Consider the following 22375-nt stretch of genomic DNA (forward strand, 5'->3'; position numbering starts at 1 on the left):
CCCGTCTCAATCATGTGGTGTACTTCGGGCATCTGGCAAGACTGGTGAACTCGAGTCGAGTGAAACGGCGATCACGCTGGATTACGGCAAGAAATGCATTGCGAGATAAGTTTCTGGATGCGACGCCAACGACACTCTTCAACCTGGTGCGTATAGAATCGGGCATCGTGGAATATCAGTTGAGGAGACCACCAAAATGGCCACTAGGCTCAACAGCGAAGCTCGTCGCAGGATAATTCTGGATGGATACGGTAACAACGAGCCGTTGAAAAACATTGCGGCAAAGGTCGGATGCTCACTGGCGAGTTTGAAAGTCACCGCCAGCAAACTCGGTTGCACTCGAACTCCGAAAGAGGCAGCCGAATTTCGGCGCGGATTTCACGTCCCGGAAAACAAGCGGCAGGATTACTATAGACTTATGATTACCGGACAATATAAAGCCCGTGAGTGTGCGCTTATGCTAGGACTAATAACGGAGCAGTCAGGAACCAAGTAAATTGATTCCTATGCACTGCGGATGACGTTGTCACTTAAACAGCCATCGCTTCAGCGGTTCATCAACAAAAGCCCGCCGCAAGCACGGTAGCGGGCCCTGAAAGGTTCGCACAGATGCTGCGTCGGCATTTCAATCGCACCTGCCTCAGCCCTCATGACCTGGCTATTTGCGAACGCGTGTTCGATCAGGTCTGCGCGGATGAGCATCTCGACCCTTTGGACCAGGCGGCCGAAATCTTGACAGTAATGGTTGTGGCCATTTTTCGAAATGCTCACACCAGCGAGCGCGAACTGCTTGAGGCGGTCAAGTCTCGTCGGCAAAAGGCTGCGGGAAGGCGCGTCGCATGAATCCGTTCAGTCGCGACGCGCTGTTGCCAAGGCACCGGACTTGAAATTCGCTACCAGCCATCCCTAGCCATCCCGCCGCGTACCCGCAAAGCCTTATCCCTCAACGGTTTCGAAGCTTGCTTGCGCTGTTCGTGACGCCTCGCCCCGTTCGATACCGTAGCGTTGCGTTGCAAAAAGCGTAGCAACTCGTTCCTCGGTTGTTCTGGCTCGCGCTCTCACTCATTTCCTGCGACAAGGTCTATCTAAATAGGCGTGAATTACAAGGGCAGTTGCGTGAGCGAGCAGAACAGAATCGGTTCAAGGCAGAAAGCGTTCTGCGCATCGTGCAAAGGCGAGCGGAATTGTGAAATCAAAGGTCACCACCGCGTAACTGGCAGCGAAGGGAACTACGATGGTGGAAGGATTGGTATCTGCTCGTCTGCTGCGGCTGTGATCATGTCTTTGCCCAGTCGGAGTTCACCGATTCCGAGTCGCACTATCCTGTTGGATATGACAGCGCTGGAAACGTCGAGTATGAGCACGACATTCTAGTTACACGACATTCTAGTTAAGAGCTGGCCGGCTAAATTTAAGCGCGACCGCCTGGTTAGACAGGCTGAATAGCTACATTGAGCATGACAAATCAGCCGATCTAGAAGCTTGCCTGTTTCAGATTTATAAAGCTCTTGACCACGATCTGAATATCCTCGCAGCAATCGGGATCCGCTCTGCCTTCGATGTGGCATCGGAAGTTCTTGGCGTCGATCCAGAGCAGGCATTTGAAGCCAAGCTCAAAACTATGGAGGACTCGGGCCTGATACCCCGTCACAACGCGACAATTTCGAGGTGCTGATAAATGCCGGCAATGCTTCCGCCCATCGTGGCTGGAACCCTTCGTTCAAGGATCTCGATCCTCTCATTGGCAGCTTGGAACACTTCATCACCGACAAATTTGTTACGCCTCAATTGCGGAAGAAGTCTGCTGACGGCGTAGCGGAGGTCCGATCTAAAGTGCCTCAGCGCTTGAAAAAGAAGAAGGACGCAGCGTTGTCGGCGCCCCAGGGCGGGCAAAAATGACCGGGCGAGCGCCTGGGAATTGTGCAAGGGTTTCACATGAGGCGAAACCGAGAAGACTCCGCAAGGAAGGTGCGTCAACACTTTACGCCACGATTGCTGGCTGCCCGTCGTCACGGCGCATATACGACGTTCGGTTAGCCGCCGATCGCGTTCCTATCCACGACAATCGCGTGGTGATACATTCGCTCGATTTGGCGAATGTTTTTGTCGTCAAACTCACCGGGAAACCGGGGAGGTGATCATGAGAATTATTACCACTCTAGCATGTGTCGCGTTGCTTGCAGGTTGCGCAACGGCGGGCCCCCCAGGGCCCCAAGGGCCTGTCGGTCCACAAGGTCTGCCCGGCAAGCAGGGACCTAAAGGTGCAATGGGGGCTGAGGGTCCAGCGGGGAAGGACGGCGTCAGCGGTTGGGAAATCACCCGCTATGCAAGTGCGAGTGATACAAGCCCAGACAAATCCGCACAGGCTTGGTGTCCCAAGCCAAAAGTCGTGATAGGTGGCGGTGCCAGCGCGTCAAATTCAAATGCTCTAATTTCTAGGAGCTTGCCGGTTACTTCCCCAGCTCCGGGGTGGGTAGCACAAGCGCATGTAGCCACTACGCTCCCAACGGCTTGGACGCTGACAGCATATGCCATTTGCGCGCTTGTCAAATAGGCCGGGCCGGTGAACTTTGCGTTGTCGCGCCTCTGAAGGTGAAAACCTATCGCGAGTTGCCTACCCGTGAGCGCGACAGGCGCGTCCCGGTGCTTAGGATGGGATCAATCTACCTGATCTGGTGGTCGAGCAAGCAACACACCCACGACAATTAGCTGGCTTTCTAGCTAGCAGCGATGTCTACCCCCTGAGGGAGAAGCGCTTTCTAGGGAGGAAGCATGCGAGGCAAGCGTCGCACCGTTATGGTGGCGGGGGTTCTTGGGTCGTTCTTTGGGTTTTTTCTGTTGATGCTAGTCCTGCAGACCGTAGGCAGATTGCTTACTATGCTGCCCCCTGAGGTTGAGCTTTTCGGGAAATTGACATCCGCCGTCCGCGATACGGCTTGGCTGACTCGGTGGTGCTCGTAACGCTCGTCGAGCGGGGCGTGGTGGCCGTGGTGGTCATGGGGATCTCCCATATTTATGGTCAGTTTTGAGATAAAAGAGCTGTACGAAGTTCTGATAATCTTGCCGTTTCGTGGGAGGGCTGTGTGGTGTCGGAAACAGGTGAGCAGGAATACTATCGGCAGCTTGGCGGCATGAAGAAATCTTAAGAAATGCATTCCGAGATAAGTTTCTGGATGCGAAGCTAACGACAATCTTCAATTTGGTTCGTATAGAATCGCGTATTGTGGAAGCGTGGATTGAGGAATCCACTTGCTTCGGGCTGGTGAAACTTTGGGCAGGGGTAGAAAATGACTCTGATCGATAGACACACTGAAGCTGCAGCCGGCAACCGATACATTGTGATGAGGACCAAGTATGACCGTGAGGCGCATACGAAGGGGCCCTCTTATGCCTATTCAGATCGTGCATCAGATCGACTGGGCGCAGGGGTCGGGGAGCCAAGAGCACGCAGCCTGGAATCCATAACCGGCATGCTTGATCGCATCGGCTGCGGCTATCTCGTGCTGAACCGCGAGAGGAAAGTGGTCGAATGGAACGCCGCCGCTCAAACCACGCTGGAGCGCCAGGGCGAAGTGGCCGATACGGCCAGCGGGCTTTCGGTGGCCTTGAGGCGGCTGATCGCGAATGTTCCGGCCCATTTCCTGCCGGGCTCACTATCGTGGGTAGTGATCCGCAGCAGCGGCGACAGGCCGGTGATATTGGATGAGGACGGGTTTATCGCTCCTGACGGAACGAGCATTGTGGCGTTGCTGGACCGCGAGAACAGGTCGGGGCCAAATCCTCAGACACTGCAAAAGATGTTTGGCTTGACGAGCGCGGAAACGCACCTCGCGTTGCGTTTGGCTCAGGGCGATGCGCCTTTGGAAATTGCCCGCAGTTGGCGCCTCAGCCGCACCACGATCCGCTCCCAGCTTGCCTCGCTGTTCGCCAAGACCGAAACGAAACGTCAGGCGGAACTGGTGGCTCTTCTTGGGCGCATTTCAGTCTTGCCATAAGGGCGTCGCTTGGATGCATCAAACAGCCAATCCCGAAACGCTTTTGACTTCATGGGGTTCGCGGTGTCCCCTAATAAGCGACAAGTTCCGCAAACCCCGGATGCCAGTTGGCTCCCCGGAGGGCGGGGAGATAGGGTACAGCCTATCTCCCGTTCGGGGCACCACTTTGGCCCGAAGTTGCAAGTTCTGCAACGAGCGGGTTTTTAGTCTACAGATTTTCGGCTTGATCAAGCTTGAGTTTTGCAGCGGTTGAATTATTCAAGCGCCGGGTGCGGCTTCGGCCGGTTCAAGTGGGTCGGTCACAGATCGCTTGTTCGCTCGACGGCTTTGCTCGGCACCGGCTGTGAGTACGGCACGATCATACCCGATTGTGCCCTTCGCCGCCCCAGCTACGATCAGCCCCTGAACTGTCCAGCCTTTTGTCACCCCCGGAACCGTTCGGTGGCCCAATGGATCTTGCCGTCGATCTTCATTGGCTTGTGGATCATCAGTCGTTTCGGCAGGTGCTCCGGGTGCACCTCTAGGAGCGTGATCTTCACCGTCGGCTTGCAGCGGCTGCAATCGAACTTCAGCTTTGGGGGATCGACGCCGCCGCCATACACCATCATCAGGTCAGCGGAGCGGAAGTAGCGGACATTGCCGCAGCTGCATTCTGCCTTCACAAGCATGTTGTGCCGGGTCGCCTTGCCCAGCGTGTCGATAGGATCGTGCGCCATGAGAACAGAAAAGGAACATTTTCCTTGATCGTCAAGACCGGGTGTGGAATCTTTTCGACCAATCTAAGCCGAGAAAGGACCAGATGAGCGACGAACTGGACCCGCATCCTTGGCCAGGCGGAGTTTGGTGTCCCCCATGTTTATCCACAGGCCCGCACCTAAGTCGATGGCGCATATTCGCCAAAGCGAAAAAACGTGGTTTAAGGCCTCAAGGGGTACTTCTGGGAGGGAGGCCATGCGTCGAAAAGAACGCACCTTTTTTTGGCGGGAGTTTTTGGGTCAGCCTTTAGATTTATCCTGCTGACGCTGATCCTGCAAATGGTCGGTTCCCTTGACTAGGTGCTTGACGGCCGCCGGAGTCGCACCAGAATCCGGGGATGGATGAAAACTACAAATATGGCGAGCGCAGCGGCCTGCAGCTCGTGCGCATGGCGATCGAGCTGACCTGTCCGGCCGGCGTGCTGCCAAGCGAGGAACCGGTGAACGTGCTCTACGGCCCCCGCCCCGTGCACGAGGGCGAGGCTCTGGCCAAGGCCATAATCGAAACAGTCGAACGGCTGACCCGGTAGGATTATTTCTCATCCCAAAAATCTTGCAACGATGCGTGTCGTAAGTCCTCCTCGCCCCTGAGGTGCTTCACGCGGGCTTTGATCCCCGGCTTGACCCATTGCGTCGCTGGCCGCTTCATGCCCTTGGGCGGTGGCCCCGCATGTTCCTGGGCCCGTTTCCATAGCCGCTCGCGGATCGCTCGGCTCGAATTGATGAAAGCAGGTCCGACATATTTGCGCGTGCCGATCTCACCCATCAGGGCGAAGGCTGGCTTGCCCGCCTCGCGCTCGACGCCGAGCAGTTCATATTCCTCAACGGTGTAGCAATTCACTTTCAGCCAGTTGATCGACCGCCCGCTGCGATACTTACTGCGACGGCGCTTGGAGACCATCCCCTCCAGACCGGCCTTATCAAGTAGATGAAAGATAGCTTTGGCCTCCCCCGGAAGAGCTTCACTGAATTGGATGCGACTTGCCGCAGGGATCAAGCCAACCAGCAGTTCGCGCCGATGTTCAAGGGGCACGTCGCGTAGGTCATGACCGTTGAGGTGCAGGAGATCGAAGGCGACGAAATAGAGGTCATGTTGGCGACGGGTAATCGCCTTCCGCAAAGCAGCGTAATCGGCGAGACCAGCTTCATTCGGAACGATGATTTCCCCATCTATGATGGCGCTGTCGACAACAAGTCCTTTGGCCGTCTCGACCAGGTCGGGATACTTCGCCGTCCAGTCCATTCCGTTGCGCGTGAAGATTCGCGTGCCCGCTTCGTCGATGATGATCTGCGAGCGGTAGCCGTCGAACTTGACCTCGTGGATCCAGTCGCCTCCTTCTGGAGGCTTATCCACCAAGGTCGGCATCAACGGCTCTACAAACGGCAAAGGCATGAACGGCACTCACGAGACCGCCATTCAATCCTTCTGGTTATATTAGGTTCCAGAAATATACGCTGTGGGCAACAATCCGCATCCACTGACGTTGCGGTGCCGTCGAGCTTGACCTCGTAAATCCACTGTTCACCGTCGGGTGGCTTTGAAACCAGCTTGGGCTGCATCGGCGGAATGAACTCGAGGCGGCCCTTGCACTCACTGGTTTACGCACGGAATCGAGTCTAGGCCCGATCGCACTGGCGCCTAGGGGAACGTACCATGATCATTTTATTAAATTAGCAATGATGCATGAACGGGCGTATTATCCGGCCCAGCTGGGGCGAACGCTCTCAGCCGGTAGGTAGGCCCAGCGGCCAATCGTCCCCCAAATGCCGTCGGGCTATCCCAACAGGTTATGATGGGTGACGACGTGAGACGGGATAAGCACAATCCGCCAACTATGAAGGGCAAAATCCACGGGTCGCCGGACAACGACGAACCGGGGCATTTGGAGTTCTGCCCAATTTGCGGCCAGACATTCGACAAGCGAAACCTTGTCGAAGTGCTGCATCATCACCTTCCCGAGCATGAGCCGTTCGCGACGGATAGGTGACAGAGGTCGAAGCCGCCTCGGTTTTCCCGCCGCACGTGCCAGGACGGAATTCGAACTGAACCGCATAGCGCGCCGGGGGGGCACGCGAGCCACTCATCCCCCGCTCAGAAATTTCTACCAAACATTCCCGAGGAACAAGTCCGGCTCCTCGCTGGTTCGTTGTATGTAGCATGCAGGCTCGGCCAATGGTTGAGGTCGACAAAAGGAAGCAGAAGGTTATCGCCGGCCTTATACGACGGTGGATCACGTCAGAAGCCATCCGTGACTACCTTCGCAAGGCGCTAAATCTTCCCCTAGAAGAGGGGCTGCCGGATGAGCATAGGTCTTTGCTTGATGAAATCGATCAGGCCGACAACGAGTGAGTACGTGTTGGCCGTGAACTGCCCACGATGTTTGGTTAAAAACGTACGTGGCCAGACTCATCGTCCACATCGGCTTATAGTTATTCTTCCGAAAGGGGAGGCTTCCATGCTACCATTACCCCACGCCGTCGATCCAAAGGTAGTTGCTGAGATCAATAGTCTGCTAGCCCATCACGCCGGGGCGGTGCCGGTCCCCGTTCACAAACTCGCGGCGGTTGTCCGGCTGCGCCTTAAAAGCCATCTTTCCATCGCGACTATCGAGGAGCTGATCGTGGACGAAGCCGAGTGTCGCCATCTGCCCATGCTGTTCGAACTGCCGGGAACGGAAGCGGCTGTAGTTTCATCCGCTCTGGGTCGTGCGACTTGAAGCCTAGGCGATTTGGCATTGGGCTCGGCTAGAGGGAGCCCGCCGCGTCCGCCCCTAATGGGAACAGTCTATGACCAGCAGCAGCTCAATGAGTGGCATTGCCTATCCTGGCGACCTGATTCTGTTGAAGCAGGTCTTTGATCGTGTATGCGCCGAGGAAAGCATTCCAGTAGGAAGCGAGCGGGCGGGGCGCCTGAGCGTGAGCGCTATGGAACTCTTCTCGGAGGGCGAGTTCGAGGAGGCAGTTCTTTATGAACGCCTTCGACTTTATGCCCAATTGTAGCGCGGAAAGTCTCCCGTCATCAGGAAATCCTGACGAGCGTTGTCGCTCGGTATGAAATCCTTATGTCGATACAGGACAGGATCGTTGAACGCGACCGGCGCTTCGGTGAACCTGCCCAAACGGACGAAGCCGTTTTGAAGTGGCTGTTGATCTCACTAGGGAGATCGGGCCGACGTTCTAGTTTCCACTCTAGTCGGAGGTCCGCCGCCTCGAAGGGATGGCGACGGACCCCGACAGTGCTGCACCGAGACGGATCGACCGCTGCGAGTCCTTGACCGGGGAGGGCTGCATTTGTTCCCTAAATGCGTGTGGCGCTGCGACTGTGTGGGCAGCCTGATCCTGCCGCCCTAAGTTCCCCTCATGGCAAACCATTGGTTCTCCCCTCCGGTGTACGTCAGGACTGAAGGTCCCAATGTGACGTACCACGTCAACAACGCAGTGGCAGGAGTTAAGGAACTCCTGAAGTGGACCAACTGTCGCCCTCAGTGAAACTTGGCGGTGCATGTTTGCCTCGCTGTGATTATTCCGGCACTACAAGAGCGGGGACAGCCTTCCGACCCCTTCCGTTCGCTTTCGTACATCGAATTGATCCTTAAGACCACGGTAGTATCATCGAACCCTTACAACCGGGGGGTTGGATGGGCGTTGCAAGGATCGATCCAGTGTTGGAGGAGGCAATTGATGCGGTCCTCACCAGGGCTGACCGAGAGGACACCATATCGATTTCTGCCGCGCTACGCCGGGTTCGGGAGGCGGCACCTCATTTGGTCGCGACAGACCAAGAGATAAAGGACGCCATAGTCGAAGTTGCCGATGCCCTTCGGCTGCCAGTAGCGGACAATGACACGTAGAATCCACTGGCATTTCCCGACGGCTCAGAAATCCATCTGACCAAGAAGAGACCCAAGTGTAAGAAGGCTGTGCAGCTCTGCACAGAGGCATTGGCGGGCACCAGAAGAGGCACGTATGGCCTTCGAGGCTGCGAAGGAGGAGGGGATGCTACGGCCCTCAGTTTAGGGCTCGGTGTGCCCGATGTTCGGTCCCGCCTCCACATCGTGTCGCGTGCCCCTCATGGGAACATCGCCAAGGACGGATGAGCATCACGTGCCGCAGCCTTCCGACTGATCCTTCGCGGCAATCGCCGTCACGACTAAACCGAATGCAAGCGAAATGGCGAGGGCGACACCCATTGGGAGATGATGCATGCCTGCCCGCCTACCGAGCGCTTCGAAGACGGTCGATAAACGTTTGGAGACAGTCCCATCACGGCCTCAAACAGGCCTAACGAACCGTTATGCGGCGTCATCGATTGAAGCGATTGAGGGAAGATGAAACCCTTTAGCCGCCCTATTGCGGAGCCGGGGGACTAGCTACCCACAGAAGCAGGGCAACGCCGGCCCCGTAGGGAACCAGAACGACCGCCAGCGCTACCCAAAAGCCGGGGTCCGCCAAAACAGCCATTTCACTGCGAAGCTGTTCCATCGCGTGTTTCCAAGGAGGGTGTTTTCTCAGCCTTCAGCCGCTGCTCCCGGAGCCGAGCCGTCTTTGCGTCTCGGGCCGCGCGCTCGACATCGATTAATGACCGTGCAGCATCTGACGTGCGCTGCTCTCTCTCATCTATGTCCAAGTGGCCAAGCGTCGCAGTCCTATCTTTTTGCGTGCCTCTGACCGGAGGGCACGCTGCTGCTTGATCAAATCGTGAATCGCAGACGAGTGTTCCACCAGGACCACAAAAAAGTCCCGCCGCACATGCCCCATGACGGCGGGACCCGATCAAGTGACTTGCCAAGCTGGGGGATGCGGGGGGTGGGCTTGCCCGGTGCACGCAGACCGTCAGGGACTTTAGGCTCATCATCTGCAACGCGTCCACCAACCGTCAGTTGGAAGGAAATTCGGCCACCGACAGATCGGTCATCCCCGGATCGCTGTGGCCAGCAACCGTGCCAGTGACGGCCGTTTTGTATTTTACCCGTCGTACGATTGAAGCGACTGGAGGACTTCCCGACGGAGCTGAGGCTCGTGGCTCCAATGAAACTACTAACAGTCGCGGGCACTATAGAAGCTCGCCGCAGATAGGAACGCCGTTTACTGAGGGATTTTTCCTGCGCTTGTTTGATGTAGCAGCACGTCTATGCCCTCGGTTGCGCCTTCAGACCACGCTACGCTTCAAAGTATCGCTGATCTGCGTTGCTGCCCATGTGCCACCGCGAGCCGTCGGATACCCCGCGCATTGAGGCCGGCGGCCGTTTTCCGCATGGATGCGCCCGTTGCCTGAATTTGTCTGATAATAGGCAGGACGTTGGATGCGAAGCCGTCGGCAATGGCCGTACGGCGCTCTGCAGCGGCTTTCTGAGCCTTGCGGATCTTGCCGACTGATTCTTACAGACACGATCATCAATCTCGAATTGGACATGATCGATGAGCCTTGGCGCACGGTGACGAAGCTGACTGGGATGGCTCACCCGCACGGGCGGACCTTCCTTGGCATGCGGCTGCCAATTCTCCTGCATCGGCAGAAAGCACGGGCAGTAATAGGCAAACTCCAGTCGTGGCAACCGCGGCGGGTGTTTCTCAGTCACGGCCGCTGCTTTGATGCGAATGAAGACGAGATTGTCCGTAGAATATTCGGAAAGACGGCTTGGTGAGGCAGTGGTTTGGGGGAAGCCAAATGTCCATTTCGGCTCGGCTCCGCCGCTCGCCCCGATCGCTTTAATGACCGCCCCTGGCGCTCCTTGCTCGTTTCGCGGATGCCCACGAGGATCAGCTCGCAGCGTGACTTGTAGGACGTCATCGGCGGCCTTGCGTTCCTTTCATTCGGATGCTGACGATAGCGACCCGGGATGATCTGACCACCCGAAATCGTTGCGATGGGCGAAGCTAGTCTAGTGATCCAACCGTTGATTGGTGGACGCATTGCAACTGATGCGCCTATGGTCCCTGACGGTCCGCGCGCAACCGGGCAAGCCCACCCCCCGCATCCCCCCTGCCTGGTGCAAGTCGCTTGATCGGGTCCCGCCGTCCTGGCATGTGCGGCGGGACTTTTTACTGCTGTAACACCCGACCGGCGCGGCGGTTCATCTTAACGCAGCAAGTCTCTCACCGATCGGCCCGGCCGCGTCCTCTCCCGGAGGGGGCGGGCTTATTCGACGCTTATTTGACATTGACGTGGTGAGCGAAACCCCTCGTAAAATAGTACATTAGAAATCTGGAACGTAAATAAGGCAGAAAGCATTGTTGGTGCCATGGACAAGAACGATGGCGACAATCTCCCTGAATGGCTTCCGAGCGACCTGCCGGAGGATCCAGTGATCCGAGCGGATATCGCGACAAGGATTTCGAGAGAGACCGACGGCAAAAACTCGGCGACGAGGTGGCAATTGCCGTCACGGTCCTGCAGGCGGGCGCGATCATTGCCGTAGGTCTCGGCGGTCGTCAAGAGATCGCCAATTATGGAGAGGTTGCGAACTGCGCCCCGACCTACGCTTTGTTTCGGAACCGATTCGAACCAGCGATATTGAATCGAATTGTAGTGTCTGGAGTGAGGGGTGCATGCTTACCGAGCTTGGCGTTGGCCGGCTGTCCTTCATTGAATTCCAAATGCCCACGCTGGTCGATAAGCCACCTAAGGGAAGCGGATGGATTCACGAAATCAAGTATGATGGCTACCGCACACAGCTGATCATTCATTTGGGGCGGGTGCAGGCCTTCACACGAAACGGCTACAACTGGACCGACAGATACCTCCCGATCGTCCGCGCTGCGGCTGAGCTAAAAGCGAAGCTGGCAATCATCGATGGCGAAGCGACAGTGTTCGGCACCACCGGGCGTCCGGATTTCCAGGCGCTACGGCGGGAACTTGGAAAGGCCGCGTCGACCAAGCTGGTCTTCCACGCCTTCGACCTCCTCCAGCTCAACGGCCAAGACCTGCGTGACGCTCCGCTCCTCGAACGCAAGCGGGCATTGCAAAGTCTGTTGAAAGACGCGCCCCCAGCGCTCGTCTATGTCGATCATCTGGAAGGTGACGGCCCGACTGTGTTTGCGCACGCGTGCGAAATGGGCCTTGAGGGAATTGTCTCGAAACGCGCGGATTCGCCTTACCGCTCCGGCCGGCAGGAGAGCTGGCTCAAGCTCAAATGCATTAAGAGCGACAATTTTCCGATTGTTGCCTTCGTTGAAAAACTGGGCGCCAGGCCGCGCAGGATTGCCTCGCTTTACCTCGGCCGCCGAGATGGCAATCGCGTCTACTATGCCGGCAAGGCGCAGAGCGGCTACAGCCTTAGCGACGCACGCGAAGTCCGCGAGCGCTTGGACCCGCTAATCGTTGACAAATCTCCGCTTGCCGAACCGATAGACAAACCCAAGGCGACTTGGGTACAGCCGACCGTCGAGGCCGAAGTCCAATACAGCGGGATTACCGATGACGGGCTGCTTCGCGAAGCCGTGTTCAAAGGGCTGCGGGATGATCTGAGCTTACCAGCCCACACGCCGTTGGTTCGCAAGACGCGGCCGTCCAGTGAAAGTTTCGGCGTCCCTCGCGAGAACATTCTGCAACTGCTGCCCGACGCCTTGGTGCCGTCGAAAGAGGAGCTGATGAGCTATTGGACGAAGGTGGCGAAAAAGGCGCTTGTCCACCTCGGCCGGCGCCCGCTCAAGCTGGTTCGCCACTCGCACGGGGTCACCTTCTATCATAAGGGCAGATTGCCCGACATTCCGGATACCGTGCACCAACTGCGTGTTCAGAAGCGCGAGGGTGGAGAAGGCGTGAGGCTGTGGGTCGATGATCTTGATGGCCTGCTTGGCTTGGTGGAAATAGGCGCTGTCGAGTTGCATCCCTGGAACGCCACCGTCGATGATATCGAGCATGCCGACCGGGTTGTCATCGATCTGGATCCTGGCGAAGGGGTCGAATGGGAGATGATCGTCGAGACGGCTCTGAAGGTCCGGGACATGCTGCGTTCGGAAGGACTCGATAGCTGGCCGAAGGTGACAGGCGGCAAGGGCCTGCATGTGATGGCGCCTCTGCAGGCCGTGATCACCCACGACGCCGCCCGGCAGTATGCCCGAAAGCTGGCGCAGCACTTGGTCAGCAAGCATCCCGATCGCTATCTTTTGTCGGCTGCGCCGTCGGCTCGTTGTGGGCGCATCTTTCTGGATTACCTCCGCAATGGCCGCGGCAACACAGCTGTCGGCGCTTACTCGCCTCGAGCCCGTTCAAGCTTTCCGATAGCCGCTCCAGTCACATGGACGCAGGTCGAAAAGGGAATTTTGCCAGACGCGTTTACGTTGGAGAGCCCATTTCGGCCGGCGAAGGCCGCCTGGACCACGCGCAAAAGCCAATAGCAATCGCGAAGGTTAGTCCCATGCGCGAAGGCCTTAACCGCCGGCGTCACTGCGGCCGCGGCAAGTGGCCGGCGTCATTGGGGCACTTGGGGTAGATGCCTAGTAGACGCCGGCCCAGCGGGTTGGGGTCCGCCACCGGGAATAATAATGGGTCTGGAAATTCAGGTAACTCCGTGATCACGGAAGACGAGCCTTTGCGGTCCCGTCCGCTATGTCGGCGGGCTGTACGGGATAGAAATCCTTCGCGAAATGGCTGGCAGTAAGTCCCTGCATCATCACAGCCGCCGCGGTGCGGTCGTCGATTTCGTCGGGAATCGGCACGAGAGCATCGGCCGGTATGGCCGCCCGCTCTGTATAGCTCCCTGGCGCGTAGACCCACGCAACACGGTCCCCAACTCGGACGTTCCCAACTCCGTCACCAACTGACACGACGCGCCCGGCACCTTCCACGCCTAGAATCTTCGGGTCGAGCCTCTCTGTCCACGCTAGGCCGTGTCGCACGCCGATATCCATGAAGTTCACGCCCGCTGCAGCGATCTCGACCAGCACCTGGCCGGGACCCGGTACAGGTTCCGGCCGTTCGACAAATTCCATCACCTCTGGCCCGCCCTGCCGGGTCATTAGGACTGCCTTCATTTCAACATTTCCTATTGTTGACGGAACAAGCCAGAACTCGGCAAGATCGAAGGCGCCGCCTCACTGCAAGGCACGGCGAGCTAGTGCACGGCCGCCCTCTCGATCAGCCTCGCGACGGGTTCGGGATTTGAAACCATCACCACGTGTGAGGCCCCCTCGACTACGACGGTTTCTCGCGAGTGCGCTCGTGCAGCCATGAATGCGGAAGCCTGCGGAGGGATATTCCTGTCTTTGTCCCCATAGATGAACAACGCCGGTATTTTCTTCCAGGCCGGCGCGGTCTGGGGCTCGTTCAGCGCCGCTTCCGTGATGGGTCGCTGCGTCGCGGCCATCAGCTTCGCCTCGGCAACGGGAACGTCCGCTGCGAATTGATCGCGAAACTTGTCCTGCTGGATATAGAGATCCTTGCCGCCGCCTGAAAGCGGAACTGGCGGAGCAAGGGTGGGACCGAGCGTGCTGCCGGGAAACTTGCCCGCCAGCCCTGCAGCCGTTTCGCCGGCATCCGGTGCAAACGCCGCCACATAGACCAGTGCCTTGACGTTGGTGTTGTCGTTGGCGGCTTCGCTGATGACCGAACCGCCATAGGAATGCCCCACCAAGACGACAGGCGACCCAATGCTTGAAAGGACATCGGAAATATACGCGGCGTCATTGGCAACACCCCGCAAGGGATTGGCGGCGGCCACTACGGAAAAGCCGTCCTTCTCGAGGATTTTGACGACGCCGTTCCAACTCGATGCGTCAGCAAACGCGCCATGAACCAGGACGACAGTGGGCTTAACGGGGGCGGGCTTTTCGGCCTGCGCGTAGGTGTTGCCCGATAAGGCCATGGCGACCGTCAATCCTGCCAGCAACCTTTTCATCATCTATCCTTTCGATGGTTTTGGTCGGAGTGGTTATTTCATCGCGATGGACGCAAGGCCAAAAGCGGGGACGTTTCAGAGTGTCCCTCGGCCGAACCCGCGATGGAACGGACCTCTTGCGGAAAGTCTGTTGAGATGCTCAGCCCGCGCCACCTCTCGAGTTCTTCCAGCTTCGCGAGATCGGCCTGCTCGATGACCTTTACGGCGTCGCTACCGAGCGGTAGGCGCAGCGGCGGGCGGTTCATCGCGGCGATCTCGAGAATCACCTGCGCGGCCCGCGCCGGGTCGCCGGGCTGATGGTTGTTGTATGCGCGTTGCAGCCTGGCGGTTGCGCCGACGACCGAGTCATATTCGGGCCGGCCCTCCCGCAGCGAGGTCGAGGAGCCTGCGAAGTCGGTCCGGAAGCCTCCGGGTTCGATGACGGTGACCTTGACGCCGATCAGCGCCATCTCCAGGGAGAGCGCTTCGGAAAAACCCTCAACGCCCCACTTGGCGGCCGAATAGGGTGCGCGACCTGGCGCGCCCACGCGTCCGCCGACCGACGAGAACTGGATGATGTGGCCAGCGCGCTGCTCGCGCATGACTGGGATGACCGCCTTGGTCACGATGATCGTCCCGAATAGGTTCGTTTCGATCTCCCTGCGGAAATCGTCCAGGTCCGTATCCTCGACTGAGTTGACGTTGCCATAGCCGGCATTGTTGACGAGGACGTCGAGGCCACCGAAGCTGTCCACGGCCACGCGGACGGCTGCCTGTGCCGCAGCCGGATCCGTAACGTCGAGCGCAACCGTTCGGACGGCATCGCCGTAGCGCTCCGTGAGGTCAGCCAAATGCGCGGGCTCTCGTGCGGTCGCGACCATACGATGACCGGCGTCGAGGACCGCTTCCGAGAGGGCACGGCCGATGCCGCGCGAACTTCCGGTGACAAGCCATCTTTGCGACATGCCACTTTCTCCTTCGATAGGGTTACCTACCCTGCAGGGCGTTCAGGCAAAGACTCCAGTGAGCCCGTTAGGGCGCGTAGCGCGTGAAGACGTAGTCATGGCCCTGGACCCGCGCCTCATGACAGGCAAAGCAGGTTTGATGCTGGGCCTCGTCAGCCGGCTTGCCATCGACAAATCTGCCGAAGCCCCATCCACCGGTGGTGGCATATTTCTTCGAGTCCTTGACCATGATCTGAACCGTCGTAGCCGCGCCAGGAACGGAGGCGGATTCGAATTCGGACGATTGGACGTCTTTCCAGGCGAGCTTTGCCAGAACGGTCCCATCAGGTAACGGCAGCGTTCCCTCGCGGTATGCGTTGATCGCCACGGCGTTGCCGAGGACCGCCCTAAGCTCGTTGAGGGGCTCTGCTTCCTCAGCCGGCGCGACCAGTTCCCATTGCCGATATCCCTCGGGGATGGTGACGCCATAGATCGGAGATGCAGCCTGCGGATTCGCACCCACATTCGAACCGGCCAACACCACGAAGCCGCATGACGCAAGGATCGCACCCAAACACGGCAGGAGATAATGAGGTTTCATCGGAAAGCTCCGCTTCATGGATCGTCAGAACTTGCCGACATCGATGACCGCCTGCGCAAAGGCCTGCGGCGCCTCCTGCGGCAGGTTGTGGCCAATACCACCTGAGATCAGTCGGTGTTCGTACTTGCCGGAGAACTTCTTGGCGTAGGCCGCCGGATCGGGATGCGGGGCGCCATTTGCGTCGCCTTCCATCGTGATCGTCGGCACACCGATCGTCGGCAACGCTGCAAGCTTCTTTTCCAAAGCATCATATTCTGGCTCGCCCGGTGCCAGACCGAGTCGCCAACGATAGTTGTGGATCGAAATGGCGACGTGGTCGGGATTGTCGAATGCGGCAGCGGACCGTTCGAAGGTGGCGTCGTCGAAGGCCCATTTCGGCGAGGCAAGCTCCCAGATCAGGCGGGCGAAATCCCGGGTGTACTTCTCATAACCCGCCCGTCCCCGTTCCGTGGCGAAGTAATATTGATACCACCATTGCAACTCGGCCTTGGGCGGCAGCGGCATCCGATTCAACTCCTGACTGCCGATGAGATAGCCGCTGACGGAAACCATGGCCTTGCAGCGCTCAGGCCAGAGCGCGGCGATGATGTTGGTCGTTCGCGCGCCCCAGTCATAGCCTGCGACCACCGCTTTTTGGATGTTCAGCGCATTCATCAAGGCAATGATGTCGGACGCAAGCGCCGCTTGCTGGCCGTTCCTGGGCGTTGCGTCCGACAGGAACCGGGTCGTGCCGTAGCCGCGCAGATATGGCACGATGACCCGGTACCCTGCGTCTGCAAGCAGTGGCGCGACGTCGACATAGCTGTAGATGTCATAGGGCCATCCGTGCAGAAGGATGACCGGGGGTCCATCCGCAGGACCGTCCTCGGCATATCCGACGTTCAGCGGGCCCGCGTCGATCTGCTTCAGTGGGGAGAACGAGGTCCGCGGCTTAACTGGGCGGGAAGCGGTCGTTTCCGTTCCGCTGCGCTGCGCTCCCGCAATACCGATCGCGCCGAGCTGCGCTGCGGCGACCGTCGCGGCAGCGATGCCAAAGAGATGACGACGATGATGGTCGATTTTTTCCGGGGTTCTGACTGCGTTCATTAGTGCACCGCCTTGTCGTAATGACATTTTGCTGAGAGTGGTCACGCTTGATCGATCAATGTGATCGATGGGCTAGACCAAGGTGATTGCGACCTCGATGTTGCCGCGCGTAGCTTTCGAGTAGGGGCAGGTCTGATGCGCCGCATCCACAACAGCCTGGGCAACGTCGCGGTCGAGCCCGGGCACGCTCACATTGAGCCGCGCACCGAGAAAGAAGGCGCCGTCCGCAACGTTCAGATCCACCTCCGCATCGATTGCGAGGCCAGCCGGCAGGATAATATTCATCTTGCGGGCGGCGATTGCCATCGCTCCCTCGAAGCAGGCTGACCAGCCGGCCGCAAACAGCTGTTCCGGATTGGTGCCCCCGCCTGGGCCGCCGGGCGTGGAAAGCCTGATGTCCAGTCGACCGTCGGAACTGCGCGACGTGCCATCCCTGCCACCAGTGGTGCGGATTTTGGCGGTATACAACACCTTTTCAGACTGGCTCATGATGTCTGTGTTCCTTGCAAAAGGGCACTTGGAAAATCGATGGAAAATTGCGCGTGGCTTCGCTATCCACGAGAGCGCAAGCACACGGTAAGGGCTTGCGTCCGAAGCGAGTCGCGCGGCACGGGCGATAACGACAGTGCAGGCATCATCATTCTCCCTGGGCTGGTCAGCGGAAGTTCTTGCTGCTTCGACACATAGAGAAGGATCGCCTGGAGCACCCGTTATGCACTATGATGCGGTGTTAGCGCTCGCCAGTGACCGCACGTCTTGGAACTGGGGCTGGGCTGCTATCATGCCCTGCCTCAAATCGTTGCTCGACGAAATCGGAGTTTCTGTGACACAGGTCTTGGACCTGGACCCCGAGATCTGCCCCAGCCATCACGAAACACGAAGAATGATGCCATGATATCGCCAGCCGCGCCGACGAGCGACAGGATATCGTTTGGTCACTTTACGCTGGCGGCGGGTGAGCGGCTCCTGCTGCGGCAAGGCGTGCCTGTCGATCTCGGCACGCGCTCTTTCGATATACTGGCAGCCTTGGCTGCGCGCCCCAACCAGATCGTCAGCAAGAAGGATCTGCTGGCCCAGGTCTGGCCCGACGTCACTGTCGAAGAAGGCAGTCTGCGGTTTCACATCGCCAACCTCAGAAAGGCGTTGGGCGACGGCAGGGACGGCGCACGCTACATCGCCACTCTGACGGGGCGAGGCTACTGCTTCGTGGCCCCCGTCTCGCGAGTGGATGGTCAAAACAGGGTGCAAAGCGAGGTCGCCGTCGGCTATCCGCAAGCCAACCTGCCAAGTCGCCTGATCCGGATGGTCGGCCGGACCGATGATACTATCGCACTTTCAACGCAACTGGCCGGCACGCGCTTCGTTACGGTCGTCGGCACGGGTGGGGTCGGCAAGACCACTGTTGCCGTGGCGGTGGGCCATGACCTAATCGAAGCATTCGCGGGTGCCGTACATTTCGTCGATCTCGGGGCGCTGAGTGATCCCAGCCTGGTTGCTACGACCGTAGCCTCGATGTTGGGGCTGCCTCTTCAGTCCGACGATCCGACATCCGGTCTGGTCGCCTATCTGGCGGACAAGCGAATCCTCCTGGTCCTCGACACTTGCGAGCACGTCATCGACGCGGCGGCAGATCTGGCGGCCCGCATCTTCGCCACTGCACCGCAGGCGCACCTGCTGGCAACGAGCCGAGAGCCTCTTCAAGTCGAAGGCGAGTACATCTACAAGCTGGAGCCGCTTCTATGCGCGCCGGGCGATCAGGACCTCGCCCCATCTGTGGCGCAGAGCTTCCCTGCAACCCAGCTGTTCCTGGAACGCGCCGCGGCGAGCGGGGCGCGCCTTGACCTCCAGGATGCGGACGCCGCCATCGTGGCCGCTATCTGCCGCAAGCTCGACGGCGTGCCGCTCGCGATCGAACTCGCAGCCGGACGGGTTGCGAGTTACGGCCTGCAGAAAACCGCTGAACTTCTCGACGAGCGGCTGACGCTGTTGTGGCCAGGACAACGTACCGCGCCGCCCCGGCAGAAGACCCTCCAGGCCACGTTGGACTGGAGCTACGGGCTGCTATCCGAGCTCGAGCGCCATTTGCTTCGTCGGCTCGCCGTCTTCGTTGGTCATTTTTCGATTGATGCCGTCCTGGACGTCGTGACGAGCGCGACCATCGATGACGCTCTCGTGTTTGGCGCCATCGACAGCCTCGTTGCCAAGTCGATGGTAGCGGCAAGGCCGGCCGGAGCGACGATGCGTTACCGGCTGCTCGATACGACGCGGGCTTACGCCCTTCAGCTCGACGTCGACGATGCGGAACTCGAGAGCCTCGCCGAACGTCATGCGGCCCACTACCTGCGCTGGCTGGAGGAGACGCGAGCCGAGTGGCCGACTTTGTCGAGCGCCGTGCAACGGTCGCTTCACCTAGCGGGCTTGGCCAATGTGCGAGCGGCTCTGGACTGGTGCTTCGGGCCGGACGGAAATACTGAAGTCGGCGTCCGCCTGGCTGCCGCGGCGGCTCCGGTTTTTGTGTCGATGTCTTTGCTCGCCGAATGCCATCGCTGGACGGCGGAGGCGGTCCTTGCCCTCGACGACACTACCGGCGGCGGCTTGGAGGAGATGCGTCTTCAGGCCGCCCTGGGGGTGTCCCTGATGTTCACGCGTGGCGGAAAGGATGCGGCGCGCGTGGCTTTGAACAGAAGCCTTGCCATTGCCGACAGGCGTGGCGACGCGCTCGATCAGCTTCAAATTCTTGGCCCGCTGCAGATGTTCCACCTGCGTAGGGGAGAGTTCACGTCTGCGTTGCACTATGCCGAGCGCTGTTCCGTCATCGCCGGAACCCTTGAGGACTCTGTCTCAACCACATTGGCGCATTCCCTGATGGGGATTTCGCTTCACCTCAACGGAGAGCTCGATCGTGCCCAAATGGCGGTTGAAGCGGCGTTACGATACGGGCCGCGCTCCGACCGGACCACGACGAACTATCTCGGTTTCGACGGCAGGATTTTGGCCAGCGCGATTTTGGCAAGGACACTCTGGCTGCAAGGCCATCCAGAACGGGCTCGGGAGCGCGCGCTCCTGACGATAAAGGATGCGGAAGTCCTGAACCATCCGCTGACCCTGTCCATTGCACTCGTCTGGGCAATTTCCGTATTCCTCTGGGTGGGCGACCTGGAGAACGCGAAGGAACACATCAATCGTCTTTTCTCGCGCGCCGAATTCCATTCCCTCGGGCCCTATCTTGCGCTTGGGCGCGGCTTCAAGGGGGAGCTGGCCATTCGTCGAGGCAACGTAAGCAGCGGTGTCGAAAGCCTTCGAAGCTGCCTTGCCGAGCTTCACGCAGCGCCATACGAATTGCTCACCACGCCGCTCAACATGGCGTTCATTCAGGGCCTCGCCTCAACAGGCCGATCCGCGGAAGCGCTATCACTGATCGATGAGACGATCCGGCAGGTCGAAGCAAACGGCGATCTTTGCTACATGCCGGAGCTGTTGCGGGTGAAAGGTAGTCATGTTCTCGCGGCTTCGCGACCTGACGCCGACGAAGAAGCAGAATTGTGTTTTCGTCGATCGTTGGAACTCAGCAATCGTCAGGGCGCGCGTGCATGGGAGTTGCGGACCGCTGTCGACCTTGCTTCCCTGTTGGTCGCTCGCGGACAACGCGAGGGCGCCCGAGCACTTCTCCAGCCAATTTTCGCGCGATTTGGGGAGGGCTTGGAGACAGCAGACCTGCAGTCAGCCGCACTCCTGCTGGCGAGGCTGACCCAGTCGACTTGAGCTTTTCGCTAACCAACCCTGCCAGTCCGCCTCACGACAGCGGACATAAGGGCTGGCCAAGGGTCCCACCTATCAGATCGATCTCAAGTCCGGCCACGGCCAAGATGAACTTGAAAGTTACGCCACCCTGGCGCAGTTGACCGGCGCTGGGGTCATACTTGAGATTATCACCAAAGGCATGCTCGAGCCCTTCAGCGAATTGGAGCCGATTGAGCGGCTGTGCACACATCGGCCTCGACTTTGAAGCTGTTTCATCTACCCTGGTGACTTCGCCTCGAAGCTCGATTTGCTGGCCTAGCTAGACCTTGTATTTGCTGTGCCTGATCGAATGCGGGAAATCGTAGCTCGGGATGGAGAGGCTGACGCGGTCATCCGTCACCCGCCTTCGGACTGTAACGGTGAGCGCCACGTCGTCTCCAATGCCCCGTCCCGCGCTGAGGGACCCAGCGGCTTGGCTGCGGGGGGATTGTCAGCTAGAGGCCGCTGGGCCTTGACGACCAGCGAGCGTAAGAGGAGGCCCTGTGCTGGCTGACGAAAACTTGCGCGCAAGGCCACGGAAAAGCATCATTCGAACGAACACTTTCGTCGAGACGAGGGGGGGCAGTGAGGCGGTAGCCGGCGCTTTGAAGCTCTCCGGCAGCTGCTACGCTGGTCGTTCAGTGGGTCGCAGCTGTGCTTGCACAGTCATATCAGATAAGCCTAATGTAAGCCGCGTCTGGCCATTGAGCGCGCCCGCGGCGCACTCGGATTGGGCGTGCGTTCTCCGGCTCGGCAACAACGATGCGGATGGCCGGATTCGTCAGCCGCAGCACCTGAGTTACGCCTTTCAGCGTCGTGCCGCGCTATGTGAAAGATCACCATCTCGCGAGGTTACTTGAAATGTAATCGAGCGCCATGGCGGCGGCTGTGCGTCGACAGAGAGCGCTAAGACGATTCCCGGCGCGGCCGAGCTGAGCATTCCTTGATCGGCCGTTGCATCAGACTGCTCCGCGTATTGGATTGACAATCTGAATTCCGGCAAAGTCCTTTTCGTTATCCGTCACCACCACACACTCATTCGCACCGGCGACGGCGGCGATGATCATGTCGAGTCCGCTGCGCGGCTGGCCGGCCGCTTTCCCTTCTGCCATCAGCCGCGCCCAGATCAGCCCCCCCTTGTCGTCAAACGCTAGGATACGGCCCGCAAACGGCACCTGCGGTCCTTCGGACCCAGAGGACCATTTGTCGAGTGCGTCGCGCTTGTTGCCCCGCGGCTTCTCCAGAATCCCGCGGCGGATTTCAGCAACGGTCAGCGAGGCGATGACCAAATCCTCGTCGCGCCTCCCCGATGCTCGTTCAACAGTCGAGACCGCATCGGGCAAGTCTTTCCACGCCCGGGTACGCCCTGCTGCTTCGACCGCTCCTTTTTTCTTGC

At 59.1% G+C, this 22375-nt stretch carries 17 protein-coding genes and 1 pseudogene; 9 read left to right on the forward strand and 9 right to left on the reverse strand.

Translation table 11 applies throughout. The features are described 5' to 3' along the window. Nucleotides 1-609: 609 nt before the first annotated feature. The 3 genes from NKI95_RS11150 to NKI95_RS11160 all read left to right on the forward strand — a co-directional run bounded on the left by NKI95_RS11150 (nucleotide 610) and on the right by NKI95_RS11160 (nucleotide 3995). Nucleotides 610-843 carry a hypothetical protein gene (locus NKI95_RS11150; RefSeq protein ID WP_352716655.1) on the forward strand — a complete coding sequence of 78 codons (234 nt, stop codon included), beginning with the start codon at nucleotides 610-612 and terminating at the stop codon, nucleotides 841-843. Nucleotides 844-1668: 825 nt separating this feature from the next. Next, nucleotides 1669-1899, forward strand: coding sequence for a hypothetical protein (locus tag NKI95_RS11155; protein ID WP_352716657.1), 231 nt, complete (start codon nucleotides 1669-1671; stop codon nucleotides 1897-1899). A 1571-nt stretch (nucleotides 1900-3470) separates the two neighbouring features. Beyond that, complete coding sequence (locus tag NKI95_RS11160) at nucleotides 3471-3995, forward strand: helix-turn-helix transcriptional regulator (RefSeq protein WP_352716659.1); 525 nt, start codon at nucleotides 3471-3473, stop codon at nucleotides 3993-3995. 422 nt (nucleotides 3996-4417) lie between these two features. Here the strand turns inward: NKI95_RS11160 and NKI95_RS11165 are convergent, their stop codons facing one another. Next, the gene (locus NKI95_RS11165; RefSeq protein ID WP_352716661.1) at nucleotides 4418-4711 is read right to left on the reverse strand and encodes a hypothetical protein; all 294 of its coding nucleotides are present in this window, start codon (nucleotides 4709-4711) and stop codon (nucleotides 4418-4420) included. Nucleotides 4712-5088: 377 nt separating this feature from the next. On the opposite strand from NKI95_RS11165, the gene NKI95_RS11170 reads away from it, so the two are divergent. Next, the gene (locus NKI95_RS11170) at nucleotides 5089-5280 is read left to right on the forward strand and encodes a hypothetical protein (RefSeq protein ID WP_352716663.1); all 192 of its coding nucleotides are present in this window, start codon (nucleotides 5089-5091) and stop codon (nucleotides 5278-5280) included. 2 nt (nucleotides 5281-5282) lie between these two features. On the opposite strand, the gene NKI95_RS11175 is transcribed toward NKI95_RS11170, so the two are convergent. Then, nucleotides 5283-6143, reverse strand: a complete 861-nt coding sequence (locus tag NKI95_RS11175) for an ATP-dependent DNA ligase (RefSeq protein WP_352716664.1) — start codon at nucleotides 6141-6143, stop codon at nucleotides 5283-5285. A gap of 780 nt (nucleotides 6144-6923) precedes the next feature. Between NKI95_RS11175 and NKI95_RS11180 the strand changes: the two genes are divergently transcribed. The 4 genes from NKI95_RS11180 to ligD all read left to right on the forward strand — a co-directional run bounded on the left by NKI95_RS11180 (nucleotide 6924) and on the right by ligD (nucleotide 13090). Next, a complete protein-coding gene (locus NKI95_RS11180; RefSeq protein ID WP_352716666.1) occupies nucleotides 6924-7100 on the forward strand; it encodes a hypothetical protein in 177 nt (58 codons plus the stop codon). Nucleotides 7101-7206: 106 nt separating this feature from the next. Continuing rightward, entirely contained in the window at nucleotides 7207-7467 is a 261-nt protein-coding gene (locus tag NKI95_RS11185) for a hypothetical protein (RefSeq protein ID WP_352716668.1), read from the forward strand. Nucleotides 7468-7537: 70 nt separating this feature from the next. Beyond that, complete coding sequence (locus NKI95_RS11190) at nucleotides 7538-7750, forward strand: hypothetical protein (protein ID WP_352716669.1); 213 nt, start codon at nucleotides 7538-7540, stop codon at nucleotides 7748-7750. A gap of 3549 nt (nucleotides 7751-11299) precedes the next feature. After that, complete coding sequence (gene ligD, locus NKI95_RS11195) at nucleotides 11300-13090, forward strand: DNA ligase D (protein ID WP_352716671.1); 1791 nt, start codon at nucleotides 11300-11302, stop codon at nucleotides 13088-13090. A gap of 207 nt (nucleotides 13091-13297) precedes the next feature. Here the strand turns inward: ligD and NKI95_RS11200 are convergent. From NKI95_RS11200 to NKI95_RS11225, 6 genes and pseudogenes are all read right to left on the reverse strand, one after another. Beyond that, nucleotides 13298-13726: pseudogene (locus NKI95_RS11200) on the reverse strand (alcohol dehydrogenase catalytic domain-containing protein); the annotation flags it as partial. Nucleotides 13727-13806: 80 nt separating this feature from the next. After that, nucleotides 13807-14556 (reverse strand): alpha/beta fold hydrolase, encoded by a 750-nt coding sequence (locus NKI95_RS11205; RefSeq protein ID WP_352716775.1) that lies wholly within the window; start codon nucleotides 14554-14556, stop codon nucleotides 13807-13809. A gap of 71 nt (nucleotides 14557-14627) precedes the next feature. After that, complete coding sequence (locus NKI95_RS11210) at nucleotides 14628-15533, reverse strand: oxidoreductase (protein ID WP_352716673.1); 906 nt, start codon at nucleotides 15531-15533, stop codon at nucleotides 14628-14630. Nucleotides 15534-15600: 67 nt separating this feature from the next. Beyond that, complete coding sequence (locus NKI95_RS11215; protein ID WP_352716675.1) at nucleotides 15601-16113, reverse strand: cytochrome P460 family protein; 513 nt, start codon at nucleotides 16111-16113, stop codon at nucleotides 15601-15603. A 24-nt stretch (nucleotides 16114-16137) separates the two neighbouring features. Next, on the reverse strand, nucleotides 16138-17199 hold the full coding sequence (locus NKI95_RS11220; protein WP_352716777.1) for an alpha/beta fold hydrolase: 1062 nt from the start codon (nucleotides 17197-17199) through the stop codon (nucleotides 16138-16140). Nucleotides 17200-17271: 72 nt separating this feature from the next. Beyond that, the gene (locus NKI95_RS11225) at nucleotides 17272-17688 is read right to left on the reverse strand and encodes an organic hydroperoxide resistance protein (protein ID WP_352716677.1); all 417 of its coding nucleotides are present in this window, start codon (nucleotides 17686-17688) and stop codon (nucleotides 17272-17274) included. A gap of 402 nt (nucleotides 17689-18090) precedes the next feature. On the opposite strand from NKI95_RS11225, the gene NKI95_RS11230 reads away from it, so the two are divergent. Then, nucleotides 18091-20961, forward strand: coding sequence for an ATP-binding protein (locus NKI95_RS11230; protein ID WP_352716679.1), 2871 nt, complete (start codon nucleotides 18091-18093; stop codon nucleotides 20959-20961). A gap of 977 nt (nucleotides 20962-21938) precedes the next feature. Here the strand turns inward: NKI95_RS11230 and NKI95_RS11235 are convergent. Further along, complete coding sequence (locus tag NKI95_RS11235) at nucleotides 21939-22322, reverse strand: PIN domain-containing protein (RefSeq protein WP_352716680.1); 384 nt, start codon at nucleotides 22320-22322, stop codon at nucleotides 21939-21941. Nucleotides 22323-22375: the final 53 nt, after the last annotated feature.

Origin of the sequence: Mesorhizobium sp. M0306 (assembly GCF_040321655.1) — a bacterium.
GTDB lineage: Bacteria > Pseudomonadota > Alphaproteobacteria > Rhizobiales > Rhizobiaceae > Mesorhizobium.

What these genes read in the sequence shown, in the direction of transcription:
- NKI95_RS11215 (WP_352716675.1), bottom strand. Translation starts at nt 16,113, where the DNA reads ATGAAACCTCATTATCTCCTGCCGTGTTTGGGTGCGATCCTTGCGTCA.
- NKI95_RS11170 (WP_352716663.1), top strand. Translation starts at nt 5,089, where the DNA reads ATGGATGAAAACTACAAATATGGCGAGCGCAGCGGCCTGCAGCTCGTG.
- NKI95_RS11150 (WP_352716655.1), top strand. Translation starts at nt 610, where the DNA reads ATGCTGCGTCGGCATTTCAATCGCACCTGCCTCAGCCCTCATGACCTG.
- NKI95_RS11230 (WP_352716679.1), top strand. Translation starts at nt 18,091, where the DNA reads ATGATATCGCCAGCCGCGCCGACGAGCGACAGGATATCGTTTGGTCAC.
- NKI95_RS11160 (WP_352716659.1), top strand. Translation starts at nt 3,471, where the DNA reads ATGCTTGATCGCATCGGCTGCGGCTATCTCGTGCTGAACCGCGAGAGG.
- NKI95_RS11190 (WP_352716669.1), top strand. Translation starts at nt 7,538, where the DNA reads ATGACCAGCAGCAGCTCAATGAGTGGCATTGCCTATCCTGGCGACCTG.
- NKI95_RS11180 (WP_352716666.1), top strand. Translation starts at nt 6,924, where the DNA reads ATGGTTGAGGTCGACAAAAGGAAGCAGAAGGTTATCGCCGGCCTTATA.
- NKI95_RS11205 (WP_352716775.1), bottom strand. Translation starts at nt 14,556, where the DNA reads ATGGCCTTATCGGGCAACACCTACGCGCAGGCCGAAAAGCCCGCCCCC.
- ligD (WP_352716671.1), top strand. Translation starts at nt 11,300, where the DNA reads ATGCTTACCGAGCTTGGCGTTGGCCGGCTGTCCTTCATTGAATTCCAA.
- NKI95_RS11185 (WP_352716668.1), top strand. Translation starts at nt 7,207, where the DNA reads ATGCTACCATTACCCCACGCCGTCGATCCAAAGGTAGTTGCTGAGATC.
- NKI95_RS11225 (WP_352716677.1), bottom strand. Translation starts at nt 17,688, where the DNA reads ATGAGCCAGTCTGAAAAGGTGTTGTATACCGCCAAAATCCGCACCACT.
- NKI95_RS11175 (WP_352716664.1), bottom strand. Translation starts at nt 6,143, where the DNA reads ATGCCTTTGCCGTTTGTAGAGCCGTTGATGCCGACCTTGGTGGATAAG.
- NKI95_RS11210 (WP_352716673.1), bottom strand. Translation starts at nt 15,533, where the DNA reads ATGTCGCAAAGATGGCTTGTCACCGGAAGTTCGCGCGGCATCGGCCGT.
- NKI95_RS11165 (WP_352716661.1), bottom strand. Translation starts at nt 4,711, where the DNA reads ATGGCGCACGATCCTATCGACACGCTGGGCAAGGCGACCCGGCACAAC.
- NKI95_RS11220 (WP_352716777.1), bottom strand. Translation starts at nt 17,199, where the DNA reads ATGAACGCAGTCAGAACCCCGGAAAAAATCGACCATCATCGTCGTCAT.